This is a genomic window from Streptacidiphilus jeojiense (assembly GCF_000719095.1).
GTDB classification, from domain to species: Bacteria; Actinomycetota; Actinomycetes; order Streptomycetales; family Streptomycetaceae; genus Streptacidiphilus; species Streptacidiphilus jeojiensis.
The window spans coordinates 97,885-117,968 of the sequence record NZ_JOEH01000007.1; the positions used below are offsets into that span (position 1 = coordinate 97,885).

A 20,084-nucleotide genomic window follows, 5' to 3' on the forward strand; every position below is an offset into this window, starting at 1 on the left:
CGACGCGACACCTTGTGCATTCCCTTCAGTCCACTGCCTCGGCTTCGGCTTCGGCTTCGGTGGTCGAGCCGGACCTGCTGAGACTGGCCAGCAGCCGCAGGGCCGCCTCGGAGGGAGTGCCCGGCTCAGCGCTGTAGGCGATCATGCGCTGGTCGGCGCTTCCGGTCAGCGACATGCTCTGGAAGAACAGCTCCATGGTCCCCACCGTCGGGTGGTCCAGCTGCTTGACGCCGTCCGAGCAGGTACGGACCGGGTGGTGCGCCCAGAGCGCGGCGAAGTCCTGGCTCTGCACCGCCAGCCGGCCCACCAGTTCACCCAACCGGCGGTCCTGCGGATGCCGTCCTGCCACCAACCGCAGCGAGGCGACGGCGAGTTGCGCCTCCTCGTCCCAGCGGGGGTAGAGCGCTCGGCCCTGAGGGCTCAGGAACAGGATGTCGGTGAGGTTGGGGCGGTCCGCCGACCGGTCCGGGGCGTCGAAGTCCAGATGGCCGGCGAGCAGGGCATGGCCCAGCCGGTTCCAGGCAAGGACGTCGTTGCGCCGGTTCAGGACCACCGCCGGCGCTTCGGACATCGCGGTCAGCAGATGGCGCACCGAGCTCGTCGGGCGCTCGCCCGCACGCTGCGGCGAGCGACGGACTTCGCCCGCGGGCCTGGCCAGGTCCTTCAGGTGCGCCCGCTCGTCGTCGCTGAGCCGCAGGGCGCCGGCGATCGCGTCCAGGACGGAGTCCGAGGCGCCGTCACCACGACCCTGTTCGAGCCGCGTGTAGTGGGTGACGCTCACCCCGGCCAGCATCGCCAGCTCCTCCCGGCGCAGCCCGGCCACCCTGCGCCTGCCCCCGTACACGGGCAGGTCGACGTCCTCGGGGCGGAGCCGGGCTCTGCGGCTCTTGAGGAAGGCTGCGAGTTCGGCTCGTACGGCCCCCGGGGACCCCGGCTGCGGGGCTGCGGACCCTGGGCTCATCGTTCAGCTCCACTCTGCGGGCCGAGTCGGAAAGGTAGGCCGCACACCAGGACAACACCGCGGGGACGGGCGCACGTTCCCGCATCGCCCGGCCCAGCCTGGTCCTGTGATGACCACCCTGGCGACGGACGGTCTCGCGGTGGCCCGTCACAACTGGGGGCTGGGTAGCCCCCTCCGGCGCCAGCACGATCGGTTCCACAAGCGCCACCACCTGCGCAGGAGAGGAACCGAAGATGTCGCTGACGGAGAAGACCGGTCCGGGACCGGAAGTGCGGAGTGCCGGGTCGACGGGACTGACGCCCAGGCTGCGGCTGGTCCTGGTCGTGCTGCTGGTGGCCCAGTTCATGCTGGCCGTGGACTTCTCGATCCTCAACGTGGCTCTGCCGCAGGTCGGCCGGAGCCTGGGCATCGCCCTGGACGACCTGCAGTGGGTCGCCACCGCGTTCGCGCTGTGCGCTGCAGGCTTCACCCTGCTCTTCGGGCGGCTCGCCGACCTCTTCGGCCGTCGGCGCATGTTCCTGGCGGGCCTCGCGGTCCTGGGGCTGGCGTCCCTGGCGGGCGGACTGTCCACCAGCCCGGCCATGCTGATCACCGCACGCGTCTTCCAGGGGCTGGCCACCGCCGCGGTCACCCCGGCCGGCCTGTCCCTGCTGACCACCTCGTTCCCCGAAGGACCGGCGCGCGACCGGGCCCTGGGGCTGAACGGGGCGCTGATGTCGGCCGGGTTCACCACCGGGGCCGTCCTCGGCGGTGTCCTCACCGACCTGCTGTCCTGGCGCTGGGCGTTCTTCATCAACGTGCCCATCGCCCTGGGCGTGCTGCTGGTCGCACCGTCCGTGATCAAGGAGTCCCGGCCCAGCAGCCGTCCGCGTCCGGACGCCGCCGGAGCGGTCAGCGTCACGCTCGGGCTGCTGGCCCTGGTGTTCGGCTTCACCCAGGCCGGTCGGGACGGCTGGGGCTCGGCCCTGACCCTGGGCCCGCTGGCCGCCGGTCTGGCGCTGCTGGTGGTCTTCCACGCGGTCGAGCGTCGTCAGCAGGCCCCGCTGATGCCCGTCGCGGTCCTGCACCGGCCCACCGTTGCCTGGGGCAACGCGACCGGACTGCTGGCCTTCCTCACCGAGACCTCCCTGGTCTTCCTGCTGACCCTCTACCTGCAGAAGGTGCTGGGGTTCTCCCCGCTCGCCGCAGGACTGTCCTTCGGCGTGCTGGGCCTGGGCACCGTCGTCGGCGGATCCTTCGCGCCCAGGATCATCGGCAGGGTCGGCACCCGCGCCACACTGATCGGCGGTGGCCTTCTGCAGGCCGCCTCCACCTTCGCCTTGCTGGGCCTGACCACCTCGACCGGCGGCTCCCTCGCCCTCCTGCTGGTCACCACATTCACCGGCGGCGTGGGCAACATGCTGGTGATCGTCGGCTTCATGATCACCGCGACCTCGGGGCTGCCCGACCACGAACAGGGACTCGCCACCGGCCTGGCCACCATGACCCAGCAGATCGGCATCACCCTGGGCACCCCCGTCATGAGCGCGATCGCCACCGGGTCGATGGCCTCTGCCGCCGCCCCGGACGTCCTGCACGGCATCACCACCGCCGTCACCGCCAACGCCGCACTGGTCCTGACCGGCGTCGCCATCGCACTCCTCTTCCTCCGCAAGCCGCGGCCGGCAGCGACGCCGGCGCCCTGACGCCCGCTCAGCCGTCGGGCACGACGGTGCGGGTGATCGGGAACCCGGCAGCCACCGCCTATCGTGGTGGGGTGGGCGATGACACCTGGGCCGGGCTGGCTGACCTGTTTGTAGATGAGGCGTATGCCTCGGTGAAGGGGCGGGTGCGCACCTATGTGATGCACCAGCAGTTGCTGGAGCACCTGCCGCCGCCTCCGGCGACCGTGCTGGACGTCGGTGGCGGGGCGGGGCACCAGTCGTTCCCGCTGGCCCAGGCCGGCTATCAGGTGACCCTGCTCGACCCGTCGCCGGCGATGCTGGACAAGGCCCGACAGCGGCTCCAGCGACTGCCCGACGAGGCCCGGGGGCGAGTGACGCTGCTGCAGGGCGACGGCGAGAACGCCGCCGAAGCGCTGCACGGTCGGCAGTTTGACGCCGTGTTGTGCCATGGCGTGCTCGGGTACCTCGACCGACCGGAACCCATGGTCGACCAGCTGTGCCGCTGCGCGGCCGACGGCGGCCTGGTCTCGATCATGACGGGCAATGCCAAGGCGGCGGCGGTGCGCCCGGCGATGGAACAGCGGTGGGAGGACGCCCTGGCGGCGTTCGACGCCAGGACCGAGATCGGGGTGCTCGGCGTGTCGGGCCGAGCCGACACGGTGGAGGAGATCAGCGAACTCCTGCTGAGTCGGGGCGTGGAACCGCTCCACTGGTACGGGGTCTGGCTGTTCGTCGACTGGCTGGAGTTCGGCGGAGCCGTGCTGGACGTCAGCGATGCGGAGCGGGTGGCCGCCACGGCCGCGGTCGAGCTCGAGGCCGCCCGACGGGACCCCTACCGCCAGCTGAGTCGCGTCTTCCACCTCGTGGGGCGCAAGGGTCCGGGCTGAGCGGACCGCGGTGGCGGCAGGCGCACTGCCGCTCCGGCAAATCGTGTCCGCAGGCGGGGTCCGATCCCGCCCCCGGGACTATGGTGAGGGGAGCACCCTTCTAGGCACCGCCCTCGGCCGAGCTGCGATTCCGCCGACGGCACCGTGTTCCCGCTGCCCCCGACCCCGGCCGCGTCATTGACGATCGGCGGAGGAGTCCCGGATGCGCAGCAACAGGCGGACAGGTGCAACGCCCACGACCGCGGCGGCCGTGCCCCCGGCACGGGCTGCTGGGCAGATGCCTCCCCGGTTCAGCGTGCGACGCCGCGACGGCGAGCGCGGTACCTGGATCCGACTGGTCGGGGAGCTGGATCTGGACTCGGCCGCGGTGCTGGACGTCATCGTGGCGCAGTGTCTGGACTCGGGGGTGAGCACCCTCAGCATCGACCTGGCGGGTGTCACGTTCTGCGATGTGAGCGGTGTGGAGGCCCTCCTCGCCGCTGCCCGGGCCTCCAAGGAACGCAGCGGCTCCCTACGGTTGGAGCACCCGACTCCCGGGATGCTGCGGCTGCTCGTCCTCACCGGCACCCTCAGCACCCTGCTGCCCGACGGGGACCCACACATGCCGTCGCCGACCCGTCCGGTGAGCCGGAACCTCCGGTGATCGGTGAACGCATGGCCCAGGTGCTGACGCTGCTCCAGAGCCAGCTCCGGGAGGGCTCCGGCAGCATCGCCGACATCTCGGACCTCGGCGTGCGGGCCCTGGACGTGGACGGGCTGACGGTGTCCCTGACGGCCGAGGACGGCTCGGCCGAGCCGGTGTGGTGCTCGGACGAGGCGGCGCGCCGGTTCGAGGACCTCCAGTTCACCCTCGGCCAGGGCCCGGGGCCCGAAGCCCTGCGCGGGGGTGTGCGGGTGCTCGTCCCCGATCTGGCGCAGGTGTGGCGCCGGCGCTGGCCCGAGCTGAGCCGGGAGGCTCCGGGGCTGGCCACCCGGGCCGTGTTCTGCTTCCCGATGGGGATCCGAGCGGTACCCGTGGGTGTGTTGACGGCGCTGCGCCGGGCCCCGGGTCCGCTCACCGACGAGCAGGTCGAGGACGCGCAGGTGCTGGCGCATGCACTGACCGCCAGGGCGCTGGGCAGCGGGGGGCTGGGCGGCGGGGTGTCGGGCGTGGGCACGGCAGTCCCGGTGGATTCCCGGCAGGCGTTGCACCATGCTGTGACGCATCAGGCCACCGGCATGGTCAGCGTCCAACTCGATCTGTCGCTGCCGCAGGCCCTGCTGCGGCTGCGTGCACACGCGTTCGGCACCGGCCGATCCATCACCGACATCTCCCGGGACGTGGTCGAGCGGCGACTGCGCCTGGACGACACCTACGGCAACGGCAACGGCACCCCGATGCCCGTCCCAGAGAAGGACTGACCGCCATGACCCGCGAACAACAGCTCACCAAGGTCTTCGTGGAAGTCGCCGATTCCCTGACCGAGGACTTCGACCTGATCGACTTCCTGCAGCGGCTGTGCGGACGCTGCGTAGAACTGCTGGACGTGGCCGCCTGCGGGGTGCTGCTGGCCGACCAGCACGACGTGCTGACGGTACTCGCGGCCTCGGACGAGCACACCCGGCTGCTGGAACTGTTCTCCCTGCAGCACGACCAGGGGCCGTGCGTGGACTGCTACCGGAGCGGCCGGCCCCGGACCAACATCGACCTCGCGGACCCGGACGCGGCCCGCAACTGGCCGCAGTTCACCCCCGCCGCGCGGCGCTCCGGCTTCGTGTCCACCAATGCGCTCCCGCTGCGGCTGCGCGGCAGGGTCATCGGCTCCGTGGGCCTGTTCCAGACCGATGCCACCGCGCTCGGCGACGCGGACATCGCCTTGGGCCAGGCGCTGGCGGACGTGGCCACCATCGCCATCCTGCAGCAGCGCACGCTGGCCCACAGCGAGGTCGAGCGTGGCCAGCTCCAGCAGGCACTCACCAGTCGCATCGTCCTGGAGCAGGTCAAAGGCATCCTCGCCGAACGCTGGCAGGTCAGCCCGGACGAGGCCTTCGTCGCCTTCCGCTCCTACGCCCGCTCCAACCACCACCAGCTCTCCCGACTGGCCAGGCTCATCGCCGACGGCGAGTTCGACACCGCCCGCATCCGCCAGCCGCGAAAGCCCGGCCGACGCCGCTGACCCGCCGCGACGACGGGCCGGGAGCGGTCGGCATGGGCACCCGCGAAACGGGAAGGAGCGCTGGTGAACGGTCCGGACGTGAACGCCCTCCGAGGCCGGGAACCGCGATGTAGTGTCGTAAGTACCACCTGACCGCTGTGACGGTCACGTCCCCGCTGCCCCGGACCCGGCTGCGCCACTGGCAACAGCCGAGGAGTTCCAGATGTCCGCCGACAGCCTGATCCCGACCGCACCGCGAACAGGTCCCCCTGACACCGTCACCACCCTTCCCGCGCCGGCACGGGAACCGGTCCCCTACGACGGGCATGCACCCTTCGGGACCGTCCCGTCGCCCGAGCAGAAGCGTCCGCCGCAGTGGCAGGTCGCGCTGACCGGCCTGATCGTGGCCTTCCCGCTGATAGCCGTGGTCCTGGCGGCCTGGGTGCTGTGGGGCAGCCTGATCGGCCCCACCGACCTGGTCCTCGCCCTGGCCCTGTACACCCTCACCGGTCTCGGGGTGACCGTGGGCTTCCACCGCTGCCTGACGCACGGCAGCTTCACCCCCACCCCCAGCCTGCGCGTCGTGCTCGCGGTGGCCGGGTCGATGAGCTTCCAGGGCGACGTGATCGGCTGGGTGGCGACCCACCGCCGGCACCACGCCTTCACCGACCGGCCCGGCGACCCCCACTCACCGTTCCGCTACGGCACCAGCCTGTTCGGCGAACTGAAGGGGCTGGCGCACGCCCACGTCGGCTGGCTGTTCACCGGCGACGCCACACCGGCCGACCGCTACGCCCCGGACCTGGTCGCCGACCGGTCGATGCGGGTCGTCTCCGGCCTGTTCCCGGTGCTGTGCGTGCTCTCGCTGGCCCTGCCGTTCGCCCTGGGCTGGGCAGTCGGCGGCACCCTGCACGGTGCGCTGACCGCGCTGCTGTGGGCGGGTCTGGTGCGGGTGGCGCTGCTGCAGCATGTGACCTGGAGCGTCAACTCGTTGTGCCACATGATCGGCGACCGTCCGTTCCGCACCCGCCGGTACGACCGCGCCACCAACCTGTGGCCCCTCGCGCTGCTGTCCTTCGGCGAGAGCTGGCACAACCTGCACCACGCCGAACCCACCTGCGCCCGCCACGGGGTTGACCGCCGACAGATCGACCCCAGCGCCGGAGTGATCCGCCTGCTGGAACGCGCGGGCTGGGCCAAGGACGTGCACTGGCCCGACACCACCCGCCTCGCCAACCGCCGCCTCCCCGCCTGAACGACCGCGACGGGAGACGGGTCATCCCGTCGTGGCGAGGAGGCCGCGGGCGGTGGTGCCGTCCGGCCAGGTCCAGCCTGCAACCACCCGGCCCGGGAGCAGGTGGTCCGCATCGACCTCGTCCGGGTTGTCCAACGGTCGCAGGACGCGGACGATCCCGCAGTTGGAGCCGGCAGCAGCCGGGGACGGAGCAACGGTGACGGTCGGGTCCGGGGTGGCGCTCTCGTGCTGGCGCTGCGGCACCGCCGTGCCGCGCAGGAGGGCGGCCAACTGCGCTGTCACGACCGGGTCCTGGGCACCGTCGTAGAGCCAGCGGGTGCCCAGCACGCCGTGTTCGGAGGTGCCGATGAGCGCCGCCTCCGCCTCGGGCCCGTCCAGCGGCGCACCCCGGTAGGCCATCGGCACCTGGTACGCCACCGGGTCGGAACCGGCGGTGTCGACCACCACCATGAACTCGATCCCCACCTCCCCCTCGGGATCGTCCAGCCGGAACCCGCCGGCCTTCACCAGCTCCGGTGCCCGTCCCGAGCCGAGGTACCACCGCTGCCGCGGCAGCCACTCGGTGAGCAGTTCGAGCTTGGTGGGGGTCATCGTGGTGTTGTGGACGACGGCCATCGGGACTCCTTCGCGCACGGCGGCTGGCTTGCGAGGCTATCAACTGCCGTTCGGCCCACCCGTTCGGTCGGGTAGCCTTCTCAGGTCCGCGAGCAGGGCGAACTCGGCGGGGACGGCAGGGGGGCGTCATGAGCACAGCCTGGACTCTGGCCACCACGAGCCTGGGCCGTCGGCTGCGGTTTCTGCGCCGCTACCGGTGGTGGGCACTGCAGTTGCTGGTCGCGGTGCCGGGGATCGTCCTGGTCACCCATGACACCGGCACCGCCGACAGCAGCCATGTCGCCAAGCTGTGGCACGACGCCGCGCTGTTCTTCTTCGTCCTCGCCGCGACCCTGAGGGTCTGGCGGGCGCCCGAGGAGGGGACCGCGGAGATGCTCCGGTTCCGGCTGCTGCACCGGAAGGTCGCCTGGCGGGCGTTCACCGTGCTGCTGCTGGCCGGCTCCCTGGCGCTCGCCGCCGACCGCTGGTGCACCTGGAAGGGCGACGGTCCCGCCGCCCGCGGCTGGTCCACCGCCGCCTGGGTGCTGGTGTGGCTCGCCGTCGCGGCGAGACTGCTTGAACCGCTGGTCTGGATGCTGTGGCCGCAGGAACTGCGACGCGGCGTCAAGCTCGCCCGACTGGCCGAGGACGCGGCCAAGGTGACGGCTCGTCACTCCACCCGGGCGGCGATACCGCCGACGGTCTTCGCGGACCAGGGCGCCTTCGGACGCACCCGCGCCAGCTACCAGTCGCACGGCGGCCCGCCCTCCCCCGAGCCGCAGTCGGTGCCCGCACAGCTCGCAGGCACTTCGTACTCCGCCCGCGGCCGCCGCCTGCGGGCTTCCCCGCCGGTGCTGCACTGGGACGGCACCCGGCTCGCCTGGAGCGATGCCCAGGGGCACACCCACATGGTCCCGGTCGCAGGCAGGCCCGCCCTGAAGGGCAGCGTCGACCGGGGGGTGCGGCCGGTGGCCGAGATGGTGTGGCTGCTCCACACCGGCGCACGGCTGGGTCCGTCGAGCCTGCTGGTCCTGCTGGACGACAAGGGCTACCGCTTCCTGGTGCTGCACACCAACCAGCGCAGCTTCGGCCCCTGCGCCGATCTCGCCGAGGCGGTCGGCGTCCCCTTCGCCGCCTACCGGATCGCCGGCGACGCCCAGGCCTTCCGCACCCTGCTCAACTCCCTGTTCCCGCACCGCGGTCCGGTGGCGGAGCTGCGCGCCGCCGAAGCGGGACGGGGCTGACCGGTCCCTCTCACGACTCCCTGGTGGTGGAGACCCTGGTGGTCGGGGCCGTCTCGGTGGCGGCCCAGGTGGCGAGCAGCGTGAGCGCGTCGTGGTCGGGGGTGCCGGGTGCAGCGCTGTAGGCGGTGAGGGTCAGGCCGGGTTGGGCGGGGAGTTCCATGGCGTCGAAGTCGAGGGTGATGTCGCCGACCGCGGGGTGGTGGAAGGACTTGCGGCCGGTGTGGTGCAGGCGCACATTGTGCTTGGCCCAGGCTGAGCGGAACTCCTCGCTGCGGGTGACCAGCTCGCCGATCAGTCCGGTCAGCTCGGTGTCGTGGGGGGCGCGTCCGGCCTCGGTGCGCAGCAGGGCGACGGTGGTGTTGACCGAGATCTCCCACTGCGGGAAGAAGTCGCGGCCGGCAGGGGTGAGGAACTGGGCGCGGGCCACGTTGGTGGTCTGCGCGGCGGCGTCGGTGAACAGGGGCGCGTAAAGAGCGCGGCCCAGGGTGTTGGTGGCCAGGATGTCCAGGCGCCCGTTGCGGATGAAGGCCGGGGAATCGGTCATGGAGTGCAGCACGCGCAGGACGCTGTCCGGCAGTGGGCCGCGGGTGCGGCGGGTGCGCCGGGCGGGGCGCTTGGCGGCGGCGCGGGCCAGGTCGTGCAGGTGCTCGCGCTCCGCCTCGTCGAGTTGGAGGGCGCCGGCGACGGCGTCCAGGACCTGCTCCGAGGCTCCGGCGATGTGGCCGCGTTCCAAGCGGATGTAGTAGTCGATGCTCACGCCCGCGAGCAGGGCGACCTCCTCGCGGCGAAGGCCCGGCACGCGCCGGTTGCCGCCGTAGGCCGGCAGCCCGGCCTGCTGCGGGGTGACCTTGGCCCGACGGGAGGCCAGGAACTCGCGGATGTCGCTCTCGGTACTCACGTCTTCCAGGCTAGGACGGACCACAGGCATGTGGGGGGTCCTGTCAGTACCTGTAAAACCAGGCCCTCCCCCACCCCCTTGATCTGGGGTTTCCTCGATACCGGAGCGCCTTCGTCCCCAGGCGGCGTGGCAGCGGGGGCCGCACCGTAGTCCTGACCGAACCATGCCGTTCCATCGAGGAGTCACCCCATGCCGAAGATGTCCGCCCCGCAGGAGCTGGCGGCGATCGCGCCCAAGCTGGTCGAGGTCAGCAACGAGGTGCTGTTCGACGACGTCTGGCAGCGCCCCGGGCTCTCGCCGCGTGACCGGAGCCTGGTCACCGTCAGTGCGCTGGTCGCGCTGTACCGGGGCGAGCAGCTGGGCTACCACCTGGCCCTGGCCCTGGACAACGGGCTGAGCCCGGAGGAGCTGTCGGAGGCCGTCACGCACCTGGCGTTCTACTCCGGATGGCCCACCGCGATGAGTGCGATCACCCAGCTGAAGAAGATCACCGAGGACCGCGCCGGCTCCTGAGCCACCGCACCCCGACGCACCCCCATGCACCCGTACGAGGAGAAGACCAGCATGAAGCTTTTGACCAGGCAGCCGACGCTGAAGCTGCCCGAGACGATGTTCACCGGCGACGCCTGGGCCGACGTGATCTACCGCGGCGAGGAACCCTCCCGGGCACGGGCCAATGCGGTGCGCTTCGCACCCGGTGCACGGACGGCCTGGCACTCCCACGGCCTGGGCCAGACCCTGTACATCGTCGAGGGCATCGCCCTGATCCAGTCCCGTGGCGGGGAGGTATTGGAAGCCCACCCCGGCGATGTGGTGTGGACCCCGCCGGGCGAGGAGCACTGGCACGGCGCCGCTCCCGACCGCTTCATGGTCCACCTGGCGCTGTGGGAGACCGACGAGGTCGACTGGCTCGCCCACGTGACCGACGCCGAGTACGCCGGCCCGCGCCGCAGCACCCGTACCGCCTGACCCCCACCCACCACAGGAGTCCACTCGTGCACACGCGCACTCTCGGCCAGGGCCTTGAGGTCTCGGCCATCGGCATGGGCTGCATGGGCATGTCCCAGAGCTACGGCCCCAACCCTGGCGACCGCAACGAGATGATCGCCGTCCTTCGCGGCGCGGTCGAGCGCGGCGTCACCTTCTTCGACACCGCCGAGGTCTACGGACCGCACGCCAACGAGGAACTGGTCGGCGAAGCCCTCGCCCCGCTCCGGGAGCAGGTGGTGCTGGCGACCAAGTTCGGCTGGCGCATCGAGAACGGCGCCTCCACCGGCATGCTCGACAGCCGCCCCGAGCAGATCAAGCGTGTCGCCGACGCCTCGCTGCGCCGGCTGCGCACCGACGTGATCGACCTGTTCTACCAGCACCGCGTCGACCCCGACGTCCCCGTCGAGGACGTGGCCGGCGCGGTCGGCGAACTGGTCCAGGCCGGCAAGGTCCGCCACTTCGGCCTCTCGGAGGCGGGGGCGGCCACGATCCGCCGGGCCCACGCGGTCCACCCGGTCACCGCGGTGCAGAGCGAGTACTCGCTGTGGACCCGCGACCCCGAACCCGAGGTCCTGCCCACCCTGGCCGAACTGGGCATCGGATTCGTGCCCTTCAGCCCGCTGGGCAAGGGCTTCCTCACCGGCACCGTCGACACCACCACCGCCTTCACCCCGGGCGACATCCGCACCACCATCCCCCGCTTCACCGAGGCCAACCGCACCGCCAACCGGACCCTGGTCGAGCACGTCGCCGCCCTGGCCCGGACCAAGGACACGACCCCGGGCCAGATCGCCCTGGCCTGGCTGCTGGCCCAGCAGCCGTGGATCGTCCCCATCCCCGGCACCCGCCGCATCTCCCGTGTGGACGAGAACGCCGCCGCCACCGCTGTCGCCCTGTCCGCCGACGAGAAGGCCGACCTGGACCAGGCCGCCACCCGTATCGGCATCCACGGGGACCGCTACAACCCCCAGCACATGAGCCTCGTCGGCAGGTGAACAATCGGAAGGCGTAGCGACGACGAAGGCAGTGGATCTCTTCCAGCAGGCCCACCACGAGATCCAATCTGTTGTTAACGTTGTCGGGTGATGGGAACCCTGCCGTGAGCGCGGCTCTGCTCGCGGTTGACCCCATGAGCGGGTCCTCACTGCTGTCGTCCTACGGGGCACTGGCCGTCGTGGTGGTGACCTTCGCCGAGGCGGGGCTGCTGGTCATCGGTTTCTTCGTGCCGGGCGACACGCTGCTGTTCCCGGCCGGGGTGCTCTGCGCCACCGGGGTGGGCGACGGACCGCATCTGACGCTCTGGCAGGTCATGCTGGGGGCGGCGGCCGGTTCGATCATCGGCACCCAGCTCGGCTACTACCTGGGCCGCCACGGCGGCAGACCCGCACTGGAACGCATCGGCAGCCGCCGGCTGAAGTCGGTGCTGGCGCGCAGCGAGGACCTGCTGTCCCGCTACGGGCGGCGCAAGGCCATCGTCATCGGCCGCTTCGTCCCCATGGTGCGCACCGTGCTCGGACCGGTCGCCGGGATGCTGGAGGTGCCGGTGCGCACCTTCACCCTGTGGCAGGTCGTCGGCGGCCTGGCCTGGACCCAGAGCATGGTGCTGCTGGGCTTCTGGCTGGGGGCGGCGGTGCCCGGCATCGAGAACTACCTGCTGCCGCTGGTCGCCGTGGTGGTGGCGGTCTCGATGCTCCCGGTCCTGCTGCAGCGCCGCCACCCGCCCACCTGAGCCGGCCGCTCGGCGGGTCCGCACTGTAAACCGATCCTTGACGCCAGTGAGGCGTAAAGGCATCCTTTACACATGGTCGATTCTTCGCAGACCCTCGTCGCCCTCGGCAAGCTGATGGCCGAACAGGCCTCGGCCCTGGCCCGGGCGCTGGGCAGTCCGCTGGCGTCACCCGCCTACCTGGACCTGGTGCACCGCGCGCGGGAGGTCGACGACCTGGCGGAACAGGTGCTCAAGCTGTGCGTGCAGCAGAGCCGGGACGCCGGGCACACCTGGCAGGAGCTCGGGGACCTGCTCGGAGTCACCCGCCAGGCCGCCTTCCAGCGGTTCGGCAAGCCCATCGATCCCCGAACGGGAGAACCCATGGACAAGACAGTGCGGATGGCCGACGCCGCCGAACGCGCCATCGCGATCACCACCGCCGTCCTCGAGGGGCGGATGGACGACGCCCGGCCGTCCTTCAACGCGCAGGTCCTGGAGGCCTTCACCGACGAGGTCCGGGGCGACGGCCTGGCCACCGTCACCGGCCTCGTCGGCGCGTTCGAGGGCTTCGGCGAGGGCGAGCCCTTCGTCCGCCGGATCGGCGACCACACGGTCGTCGACATCCCGCTGCGCTACGAGGCCGGCGACATGAAGGCGCGGGTCGCCTTCGACACCGACGAGAAGGTCGCCGGACTCTTCATCCTCGTCCCCGACGCACCGTGAGCGTCCGCACCGCTCGCTGAGGCACGGGATTTGCGCGCCCGGGAGCCGATGGGCGAGGTTGGCCCCATGACTGACGACATCGCAGCGGGATCGCCCGCGCCCGACGCTCCCCCGTCCGCCGCAGCCGGCCCCGTCGTGGACCCCGAGGTGCAGGCGCAGTGGGACCAGCGCTACGCCACCCAGGACCGGCTGTGGAGCGGCCGGCCCAACGGCGCGCTGGTCACCGAGGTCGCCGGGCTCGCGCCCGGGCGGGTGCTGGACGTCGGCTGCGGCGAGGGCGCCGACGCGATCTGGCTGGCCGAGGCCGGCTGGGAGGTGACCGCGGTCGAGGTCTCGGCCGTGGCGCTGGAGCGGGCGGCCGGGCACGCGCGGGACGCCGGCGTCGCCGTTCACTGGGTGCACGCCACCCTGGAGGGCGCGCAGCTGCCGCCGGCCTCCTTCGACCTGGTCTCCGCCCAGTACCCGGCCCTGCTGCGCACCCCTGACGCCGCGGCGGAGCGTGCGCTGCTGGCGGCGGTCGCGCCCGGCGGCCTGCTGCTGCTGGTGCACCACGCCGGGATGGAGACCCAGGAGGTGCGCGAGGACGGGTTCGACCCGGCCGACTACGTCTGGCCCTCGATGGTCGCCGCGCTGTTCGACGAGGACTGGACGGTGGAGCTGGACGAGCAGCGGCCGCGACTGGCGCCCGAGCACGGCGCCGGGGCGCACCACGCCGAGGACCTGGTGCTGCGCGCCCGCCGGCTGCGCTGACACCCGGCGGAACTCGTCGCGGTCGTCCAGACTGGGGGAAGTCCGGCGAGGGAGGCCGTCATGAGCAGTGGCTCGGAGAAGAGTGGCTCGGAGAAGAGTGGCTCGGAGAAGAAGGCGTACCAGGGGCGGTCGGTCACGGTGACCTTCGCCGCCGATCGCTGCCTGCACGCCGCCGAATGCGTACGGGGGCTGCCCGAGGTCTTCGACACGGCCAGGCGTCCGTGGATCGAGCCGGACGCGGCCGGGCCCGAGCGGGTGGCCGAGGTGGTGCGGCGCTGTCCCTCCGGCGCGCTGCAGTACCGGTTGGCGGACGGTCCGGCGGAGACCCCGGACCGGCCCACCCGGATCAGCCGCGGCCCCTCCGGGCAGCTGACCGTCCGCGGCGAGCTGCAGGTGGACACGGCGGACGGTCCCCGCGCCGAGACCAGGGCGGTCCTCTGCGGCTGCGGGCAGAGCCGGCTCCAGCCCTACTGCGACCATTCCGGCGCCTGCGGGCAGTGACCGCCCCCGCCCGCTAGTCCAGGACATGGTCGACGCCGGCCTCCTCGGCCACCGCTCCGGCCGGGGCTGGCACCTGCACTGATGCCTGCCCGGCGGGCCTGGTGGCCCTGGGCCGTACCCGGGCCGAGGCGCCGAGGCCGACCACGACGGCCGCGCCGATCAGCGACCAGCCGGCGAAGGCCATGACAACCGCGACGGCGACGCACGACACCGCGGCGGCCAGCCGGGTGCCGCCGGTCAGCACTCGGGTGGCCGCGGCGGTGCACCCCAGGTAGACGGTGAGGAACAGCGTGGTCGGCAGGGCCACCAGTTGCGCCGTGCTGACCAGTCCGCTCGCCGAGCCGCCGAGCAGCACCGCGCCGGTGCCGAAGATGCCGAGCTGCAGCCCGCGCGAGGGGCGTCCGCCGGCCGGGCGCCGGTGCGCCCGCAGTTCCGCGGCCAGGGCGGCGGCGCCGGAGAGGTAGGCGTTGGTGGCGGCGAGGGTGAGCACCACGGCCGTGGCCGCCGCGATCACCGGACCGGCCGGACCGACCGCGACGCGCAGCAGATCGGCCAGCGGTACCGCGCTGCCGGCCCGGCCGCCGAGCACCCCGACCGTCGCGAACGCCAGCGCGAGGTAGACCACCGCGGTCACGGCGAAGGCGGACAGGATGATCCGCGGCAGCTGCCGCGAGGGGTTGCCGAGCCGGGAGACCAGCGGGGCGATCGCCTCCCAGCCGACGAAGGAGAGCATCAGCACCGAGGCCGCGCTGCCCAGCGAGGACCAGCCGTGCGGCGCGAACGGCGTCCAGTTGGACGTGTGCGCGGAGGGCGCGGAGCCGATGACCGCCACCGCGATCATCACCACCAGCAGGGCCACCAGCAGCAGTTGCACGGTGGTGGTGGCCCGGGCGCCGCCCAGGGTCAGCGCGATCACGACGGCCAGCAGCGCGGCGGCCGCGGTCTCGCTCATCGCCCGCCCGCCGCCGAAGGGGGCCGCAACGTAGCTGCCGCCGATCAGGCAGACCACCGGCGCCCCGCAGACCGCCCCGACCAGGAAGGACCAGCCGACCGCCCGTCCGGCGCGGGGCCCGAGCCCGGCTTCGGCGTAGGCGGCCACGCCGCCGCTCCTGGGCAGGAGCGTGCCCAGTGCCGTGAACACCCGGGCCAGCAGGGCCGAGAGGGCCAGCAGCCCGATCCAGGCGATGATCGAAGCGGGTCCGGCGAGGTCGGCGGCGAGCCCTGGCAGCAGCAGGACGCTGGGGCCCAGCAGCGCGCCGATGTAGAGGGCGGCGCCCCGAACGGTGGACAGATCCGATGTCTTCGTCATGCGAGAAGCATGCTCCGAAAGGCCCGGCACGCGATGGCAAATTCCCGCGCCGGGAACCTTCCTGACGGCTCAATATTCGAGCATTCAGGCCCTATGCTGACTTTTATGCCGGACGACCGCCTGGACAGGACCGATCTCGCCATCCTCGACCGCTTGCAGCGCGACGGCCGGATCGCCAATGTGGACCTCGCCGAGGCGGTGTCCCTCTCGCCCTCCTCCTGCCTGCGCCGGACCAAGGCCCTGGAGGCCGGCGGGCTGATCGGCGGCTACCGCGCCGAACTCGACCGCGACCGCGCGGGTCTGGGGCTGACGGTGTTCATCGCCCTGAAGGTGGCCCAGCACTCGCGGGAGACCTCCCGGCAGATCGAGGAGGCCCTGGTCGCCATCCCCGCCGTCGTCGCCTGCCATGTGGTCTCCGGCGAGGCGGACTTCCTGGTCGAGGCGGCGGTGCCGGACCTGGCCGCCTACGAGCGCCTGCTGCTGGACCACATCCTGGCCATCGAACCGGTCACCGACGCCCGCAGCACCTTCGCCATCCGCACCGTGCTCAGCCGCGGCCCGCTCCCCCTGGACCACCTGGCCCGCGGCAACCGGCACTGATCCGCGCCGCCCCTGCCGATCCGCTGACCCCGAGTCACATCCGTTCCACCGCCAAGCGCATGACAACGATTTGGCAAAGGTGGTTCACAAGTATGTCTGCCACCACCCCGAGTGTGGTCAAGTCACCCTGCACACAAGCGCAGCAGTACGAACCAGTGACACCGACCACTCGGGGAGGACCTGTTGACCACAGCGCATCGCAGGCGGCGAGGACTCGCAATCGGGGCCTTCGCCATCGCCGGACTGATGGCCGCGATACCCGCCCAGGCGTCGTCGGGGGGCACCGGCGCAGCGAGCATCTTCGCCCCCGGGGCGGCCAAGGCCTACGCCCAGAAGCACGCCGCCCGCACCCCCGCCGCCGCGACCGCCGCAGCGACCGCCAGTGCGGCCCCCGCGGACGACGGCAGCGAGGAGGCCGACGAGATATCCGAGGGCGCCGCCCAGTGGTCCGAGGCGCGGACCTCTCCCGGCGTGGTCGCGCCCGGCGCCTACGGAGCGGCCTGGAACGCCCTGCAGAAACTGCCGACCACCGGCGGTAGCTGGCAGAACGTCACCAACCTCCCCTACAACTCCGACGACCCGCGCTACCGCGACTACGACTCCAACTCCAGTGGCGGTGCAGGGCTGGTGACCGGCCGGATGGCCGCACTGGCCGCCGACGACGACGGCCACGTCTACGCCGGCTCGGCCGGCGGCGGGGTCTGGCGCTCCAGCACCGGCGGCGGCAAGTGGACCGCGATCAGCGACGCCCTGCCCGCACAGTCCACCGGGGCACTGGCCCTGGACTCCAAGGACCGGCTCTGGCTGGGCACCGGTGAGGCCACCACCAACGCCGACGCCTACCTGGGCAGCGGGGTCTACGTCCTGGACCACCCCGAGCACGGCAGCTTCACCTCCCGGGACCGGGTCGGCGGCACCGAGCTGCAGAGCACCAGCATCCACGAGCTGCGCTTCAGCGGCACCACCGTGTGGGCGGCGACCAGCGAGGGCCTGTGGTCGCACTCCACCGTGCACCTGAACGGCCCGTGGAAGCTGGAGTTCGCCCCCAACCCCGCCTACATGCCCGGCGGTTCCCTGGCGAACGACCCCTCGTCCGCCTACAAGAACATCGTCAGTGACATCGCCTTCGACCCCAGGCACCCCGGGCGGGTGGTGGTCGCCGCGGGCTGGCGCTCCGGTGACACCTACAACGGCTTCTACACCGAGGTCGGCGGGCAGTGGCAGAAGCTCACCTCGCTGGGTGACCTGCCCGCGGACGCCGCCGACATCGGCAGCGTCACCTTCGCCCGCTCCGCGGACGGCTCGCGCTACTACGCCATCGACCAGTCCCCGGCCGGACTCAACGCCGGCACCGACGCGCTGGCGGGAATCTTCGTCTCCAAGTCCGGCTCACCGTTCGGCCCCTGGACCCGGATCGCCACCTCCGACCAGCTGGCCGCCTCCGGCTCGGCCCTGACCGACCCCGGCGCCCAGGGCTGGTACGACCAGTTCCTGCAGGTCGACCCGAACGACCCGAACCACGTCTTCGCCGGCCTGGAGGAGGTCTTCGAGACCAAGGACGGCGGCGCCACCTGGACCACGCCGGGCCCCTACTGGAACTTCTACTTCCCCTGCTGGAGCATCGACCCGACCAAGCAGACCGGCGACTGCTCCCAGACCACCCACGCCGACCAGCACGCCGTCGCGGTGGGCAGCTACCACGGCAAGTCCGTGCTCTACGTGGGCAACGACGGCGGCATGTACAAGCGGCCGCTGGACGGCGCGGCCGACGCTTCCGGCCACGCCACCGACTGGACCTCGCTGAACGACGGCACCATCGACACCCTGCAGTACTACTCCGTCGGCGTGGGCAAGGACCTCGCCAACGGCGGGGTCTCGGTCACCGGCGGCCTGCAGGACAACGGCCAGTCCATCCTGCGCAGCAACGACACGGTGATGGGCTCCAACTTCGGCGGCGACGGCGGGATGACCCTGAACGACCCGGCCAACGGCTGCAACATCGCCCAGGAGTACGTCTACCTGGAGATCAACGTCACCCAGAACTGCGCCGCCAACAACGGCCTGGGTGCGCCCACCACCTACAACGTGCCCCCGCCGGACAACGCCACCAGCAACGCCCGCTTCATCGCGCCCTTCACCTCGGACCTGAAGACCCCCAGCACCTGGGTGGCCGGCGGCGAGAACGTGTGGGTGCAGACCCAGGGCTTCGCCATCCACTCCTCCAGCGCCTGGACCGGGGTCTTCGACCTCGGGGCCGGACATGTCGCCACCGCGGTGGCCGCCTCCGGCGGCAAGATCTACGCCGCCTGGTGCGGCCCCTGCAACAGCCAGGGCTTCACCCGCGGCATCGCGGTCGGCAACGCCGACGGCACCGGCTGGCAGCAGATCACCCTGCCCGCCACCGGCAGCGTCCCCAACCGCTACCTGTCCAGCCTGGCCGTCGACCCCAACGACAACAACCACGTCTACCTGGCCGTCAACGGCTTCTCCCGCTCCTGGAACGAGGGCCCGGGGGCCGGCGTCGGCCACCTCTACGAGTCCCGTGACGGCGGCCTGACCTGGAAGGACATCTCCAGCAACCTGCCCGACATCCCGGCCGACTCCATCGCGCTCACTCCCGGCGGCGGCATCGCCCTCGGCACCGACCTGGGCGCCCTCTACCGGGCTCCGGGCCGGACGACCTGGAAGGTCATCGGCCAGCTGCCCGCCGTCGCCGTCACCCAGGTCGTCGTCGGACCCGACAACCGGCTCTACGCCGCCACCCACGGCCGCGGCATCTACGCGATCAGCCTGAACCGCCTGCACTGATCGCCTGCACTGATCGCCTGCACCGACCGACGGCCCGCCCGCGGTCATCCGCTGCCCGGACCCCCGAGGGTCCGGGCAGCGGCATGCCCGGCGAGCACCGGCGGCCCGCTCGTGCCAGCCTGGACCAGTGACCTGAGCTGCACGGTTGTGCTCCGGCCGGCATGCTCCCCCCGCAGCGCGGGCAGCCGAGAGGAATGAACGTGAACGCAGTCCCCACCGTCGCCCTGAACAACGGGACCACCATCCCCCAGCTGGGTTTCGGCGTGTACCAGATCAAGCCCGCCGACACCGTGGCCGCCACCCTGGCGGCCCTGGAGGTCGGCTACCGCCACATCGACACGGCGCAGATGTACGGCAACGAGAAGGAGGTGGGCCGGGCCGTGCGCGACTCCGGGCTGCCGAGGGCCGACGTCTTCGTCACCAGCAAGCTGAACAACGGCTTCCACGCCCACGACGACGCGCTCAAGGCCTTCGACCGGAGCCTGGACGACCTCGGCTTCGACTACCTGGACCTCTTCCTGATCCACTGGCCGCTGCCCGCTGTCGGCGACTTCGTGGAGACCTGGCGGGCCATGGAGGAGATCTACCGCTCCGGCCGGGCCAAGGCGGTCGGCGTCTCCAACTTCCAGCCGCACCACCTGCGCCGGCTCCTGGACGAGACCGAGGTCGTCCCCGCGGTCAACCAGGTGGAGGTGCACCCCTACCTGACCCAGGACGCGGTGCGAGCCTTCGACACCGAGCACGGGATCGCCACCGAGGCCTGGTCCCCCATCGCCCAGGGAAAGGTCCTGGACGACCCGGTCATCACCCGGATCGCCCAGCGGCTGGGGCGCACCCCGGCCCAGGTCACCCTGCGCTGGCACCTGCAGCGCGGCGACATCGTGTTCCCCAAGTCGGTCACCCGCTCCCGGGTCGAGGAGAACTTCGCCCTCTTCGACTTCGAACTCACCCCGGACGACATGGCCGCCGTCTCCGGCCTGAACCGCGACGAGCGCACCGGCCCTGACCCGGACACCTTCAACTGGATCCCCTGATCCGGCTCGGGCGTCGCCCCCGC

At 72.0% G+C, this 20,084-nt stretch carries 21 protein-coding genes; 17 read left to right on the forward strand and 4 right to left on the reverse strand.

All coding sequences use genetic code 11. The features are described from left to right. Positions 1-25: 25 nt before the first annotated feature. On the reverse strand, positions 26-961 hold the full coding sequence (locus IF29_RS0110525) for a helix-turn-helix transcriptional regulator (protein ID WP_051725149.1): 936 nt from the start codon (positions 959-961) through the stop codon (positions 26-28). A gap of 233 nt (positions 962-1,194) precedes the next feature. On the opposite strand from IF29_RS0110525, the gene IF29_RS0110530 reads away from it, so the two are divergent. The 6 genes from IF29_RS0110530 (at position 1,195) to IF29_RS0110555 (ending at position 6,902) form a co-directional block, all read left to right on the forward strand. Further along, the gene (locus tag IF29_RS0110530; protein ID WP_030252676.1) at positions 1,195-2,646 is read left to right on the forward strand and encodes an MFS transporter; all 1,452 of its coding nucleotides are present in this window, start codon (positions 1,195-1,197) and stop codon (positions 2,644-2,646) included. Between the two features lie 71 nt (positions 2,647-2,717). Beyond that, on the forward strand, positions 2,718-3,512 hold the full coding sequence (locus tag IF29_RS0110535) for a class I SAM-dependent methyltransferase (RefSeq protein ID WP_030252678.1): 795 nt from the start codon (positions 2,718-2,720) through the stop codon (positions 3,510-3,512). 277 nt (positions 3,513-3,789) lie between these two features. Beyond that, on the forward strand, positions 3,790-4,155 hold the full coding sequence (locus IF29_RS0110540) for an STAS domain-containing protein (RefSeq protein ID WP_063757469.1): 366 nt from the start codon (positions 3,790-3,792) through the stop codon (positions 4,153-4,155). Continuing rightward, positions 4,152-4,913 (forward strand): GAF and ANTAR domain-containing protein, encoded by a 762-nt coding sequence (locus tag IF29_RS46800; RefSeq protein WP_030252682.1) that lies wholly within the window; start codon positions 4,152-4,154, stop codon positions 4,911-4,913. The genes IF29_RS0110540 and IF29_RS46800 overlap by 4 nt, the downstream gene beginning before the upstream one ends. A gap of 5 nt (positions 4,914-4,918) precedes the next feature. Next, a complete protein-coding gene (locus IF29_RS0110550; protein WP_037594830.1) occupies positions 4,919-5,668 on the forward strand; it encodes a GAF and ANTAR domain-containing protein in 750 nt (249 codons plus the stop codon). 202 nt (positions 5,669-5,870) lie between these two features. After that, positions 5,871-6,902, forward strand: coding sequence for an acyl-CoA desaturase (locus tag IF29_RS0110555; protein WP_084713893.1), 1,032 nt, complete (start codon positions 5,871-5,873; stop codon positions 6,900-6,902). 21 nt (positions 6,903-6,923) lie between these two features. Here IF29_RS0110555 and IF29_RS0110560 read toward each other — a convergent pair whose 3' ends face one another. Further along, the gene (locus IF29_RS0110560; protein WP_030252685.1) at positions 6,924-7,517 is read right to left on the reverse strand and encodes a maltokinase N-terminal cap-like domain-containing protein; all 594 of its coding nucleotides are present in this window, start codon (positions 7,515-7,517) and stop codon (positions 6,924-6,926) included. A 128-nt stretch (positions 7,518-7,645) separates the two neighbouring features. On the opposite strand from IF29_RS0110560, the gene IF29_RS0110565 reads away from it, so the two are divergent. Next, positions 7,646-8,740, forward strand: a complete 1,095-nt coding sequence (locus IF29_RS0110565) for a hypothetical protein (protein ID WP_030252687.1) — start codon at positions 7,646-7,648, stop codon at positions 8,738-8,740. A 10-nt stretch (positions 8,741-8,750) separates the two neighbouring features. On the opposite strand, the gene IF29_RS0110570 is transcribed toward IF29_RS0110565, so the two are convergent. Further along, positions 8,751-9,638 (reverse strand): helix-turn-helix transcriptional regulator, encoded by an 888-nt coding sequence (locus IF29_RS0110570; protein WP_030252689.1) that lies wholly within the window; start codon positions 9,636-9,638, stop codon positions 8,751-8,753. 189 nt (positions 9,639-9,827) lie between these two features. Here IF29_RS0110570 and IF29_RS0110575 point away from each other — a divergent pair, with 189 nt between their 5' ends. The 7 genes from IF29_RS0110575 (at position 9,828) to IF29_RS0110605 (ending at position 14,310) form a co-directional block, all read left to right on the forward strand. Then, positions 9,828-10,151, forward strand: coding sequence for a carboxymuconolactone decarboxylase family protein (locus IF29_RS0110575; RefSeq protein ID WP_030252691.1), 324 nt, complete (start codon positions 9,828-9,830; stop codon positions 10,149-10,151). A 51-nt stretch (positions 10,152-10,202) separates the two neighbouring features. Continuing rightward, positions 10,203-10,607: a (R)-mandelonitrile lyase gene (locus IF29_RS0110580; protein ID WP_030252692.1), complete on the forward strand. Its 405-nt coding sequence runs from the start codon at positions 10,203-10,205 to the stop codon at positions 10,605-10,607. Positions 10,608-10,633: 26 nt separating this feature from the next. Next, positions 10,634-11,623, forward strand: a complete 990-nt coding sequence (locus IF29_RS0110585) for an aldo/keto reductase (RefSeq protein ID WP_030252694.1) — start codon at positions 10,634-10,636, stop codon at positions 11,621-11,623. A 134-nt stretch (positions 11,624-11,757) separates the two neighbouring features. Continuing rightward, the gene (locus IF29_RS0110590) at positions 11,758-12,357 is read left to right on the forward strand and encodes a DedA family protein (protein ID WP_232242095.1); all 600 of its coding nucleotides are present in this window, start codon (positions 11,758-11,760) and stop codon (positions 12,355-12,357) included. A 72-nt stretch (positions 12,358-12,429) separates the two neighbouring features. After that, entirely contained in the window at positions 12,430-13,059 is a 630-nt protein-coding gene (locus IF29_RS0110595; protein ID WP_051725152.1) for a DUF3887 domain-containing protein, read from the forward strand. A gap of 66 nt (positions 13,060-13,125) precedes the next feature. Next, complete coding sequence (locus tag IF29_RS0110600; protein ID WP_030252698.1) at positions 13,126-13,809, forward strand: class I SAM-dependent methyltransferase; 684 nt, start codon at positions 13,126-13,128, stop codon at positions 13,807-13,809. A 60-nt stretch (positions 13,810-13,869) separates the two neighbouring features. Continuing rightward, positions 13,870-14,310, forward strand: a complete 441-nt coding sequence (locus IF29_RS0110605) for a (4Fe-4S)-binding protein (protein WP_030252700.1) — start codon at positions 13,870-13,872, stop codon at positions 14,308-14,310. A gap of 13 nt (positions 14,311-14,323) precedes the next feature. Here IF29_RS0110605 and IF29_RS0110610 read toward each other — a convergent pair whose 3' ends face one another. Continuing rightward, positions 14,324-15,619 (reverse strand): APC family permease, encoded by a 1,296-nt coding sequence (locus IF29_RS0110610; RefSeq protein WP_063757470.1) that lies wholly within the window; start codon positions 15,617-15,619, stop codon positions 14,324-14,326. A 105-nt stretch (positions 15,620-15,724) separates the two neighbouring features. Here IF29_RS0110610 and IF29_RS0110615 point away from each other — a divergent pair, with 105 nt between their 5' ends. From IF29_RS0110615 to IF29_RS0110625, 3 genes are all read left to right on the forward strand, one after another. Next, complete coding sequence (locus IF29_RS0110615) at positions 15,725-16,219, forward strand: Lrp/AsnC family transcriptional regulator (protein ID WP_030252703.1); 495 nt, start codon at positions 15,725-15,727, stop codon at positions 16,217-16,219. A gap of 246 nt (positions 16,220-16,465) precedes the next feature. Beyond that, positions 16,466-19,027: a glycosyl hydrolase gene (locus IF29_RS0110620; RefSeq protein ID WP_380522497.1), complete on the forward strand. Its 2,562-nt coding sequence runs from the start codon at positions 16,466-16,468 to the stop codon at positions 19,025-19,027. Between the two features lie 200 nt (positions 19,028-19,227). Continuing rightward, positions 19,228-20,061, forward strand: a complete 834-nt coding sequence (locus IF29_RS0110625) for an aldo/keto reductase (protein WP_030252707.1) — start codon at positions 19,228-19,230, stop codon at positions 20,059-20,061. Positions 20,062-20,084 lie beyond the last annotated feature (23 nt).

Coding starts and splice junctions, on each gene's coding strand:
- IF29_RS0110525 (WP_051725149.1), bottom strand. CDS start 961: ATGAGCCCAGGGTCCGCAGCCCCGCAGCCGGGGTCCCCGGGGGCCGTA.
- IF29_RS0110530 (WP_030252676.1), top strand. CDS start 1,195: ATGTCGCTGACGGAGAAGACCGGTCCGGGACCGGAAGTGCGGAGTGCC.
- IF29_RS0110540 (WP_063757469.1), top strand. CDS start 3,790: ATGCCTCCCCGGTTCAGCGTGCGACGCCGCGACGGCGAGCGCGGTACC.
- IF29_RS0110550 (WP_037594830.1), top strand. CDS start 4,919: ATGACCCGCGAACAACAGCTCACCAAGGTCTTCGTGGAAGTCGCCGAT.
- IF29_RS0110555 (WP_084713893.1), top strand. CDS start 5,871: ATGTCCGCCGACAGCCTGATCCCGACCGCACCGCGAACAGGTCCCCCT.
- IF29_RS0110560 (WP_030252685.1), bottom strand. CDS start 7,517: ATGGCCGTCGTCCACAACACCACGATGACCCCCACCAAGCTCGAACTG.
- IF29_RS0110565 (WP_030252687.1), top strand. CDS start 7,646: ATGAGCACAGCCTGGACTCTGGCCACCACGAGCCTGGGCCGTCGGCTG.
- IF29_RS0110575 (WP_030252691.1), top strand. CDS start 9,828: ATGCCGAAGATGTCCGCCCCGCAGGAGCTGGCGGCGATCGCGCCCAAG.
- IF29_RS0110580 (WP_030252692.1), top strand. CDS start 10,203: ATGAAGCTTTTGACCAGGCAGCCGACGCTGAAGCTGCCCGAGACGATG.
- IF29_RS0110590 (WP_232242095.1), top strand. CDS start 11,758: ATGAGCGGGTCCTCACTGCTGTCGTCCTACGGGGCACTGGCCGTCGTG.
- IF29_RS0110595 (WP_051725152.1), top strand. CDS start 12,430: ATGGTCGATTCTTCGCAGACCCTCGTCGCCCTCGGCAAGCTGATGGCC.
- IF29_RS0110600 (WP_030252698.1), top strand. CDS start 13,126: ATGACTGACGACATCGCAGCGGGATCGCCCGCGCCCGACGCTCCCCCG.
- IF29_RS0110605 (WP_030252700.1), top strand. CDS start 13,870: ATGAGCAGTGGCTCGGAGAAGAGTGGCTCGGAGAAGAGTGGCTCGGAG.
- IF29_RS0110610 (WP_063757470.1), bottom strand. CDS start 15,619: ATGACGAAGACATCGGATCTGTCCACCGTTCGGGGCGCCGCCCTCTAC.
- IF29_RS0110615 (WP_030252703.1), top strand. CDS start 15,725: ATGCCGGACGACCGCCTGGACAGGACCGATCTCGCCATCCTCGACCGC.
- IF29_RS0110620 (WP_380522497.1), top strand. CDS start 16,466: ATGGCCGCGATACCCGCCCAGGCGTCGTCGGGGGGCACCGGCGCAGCG.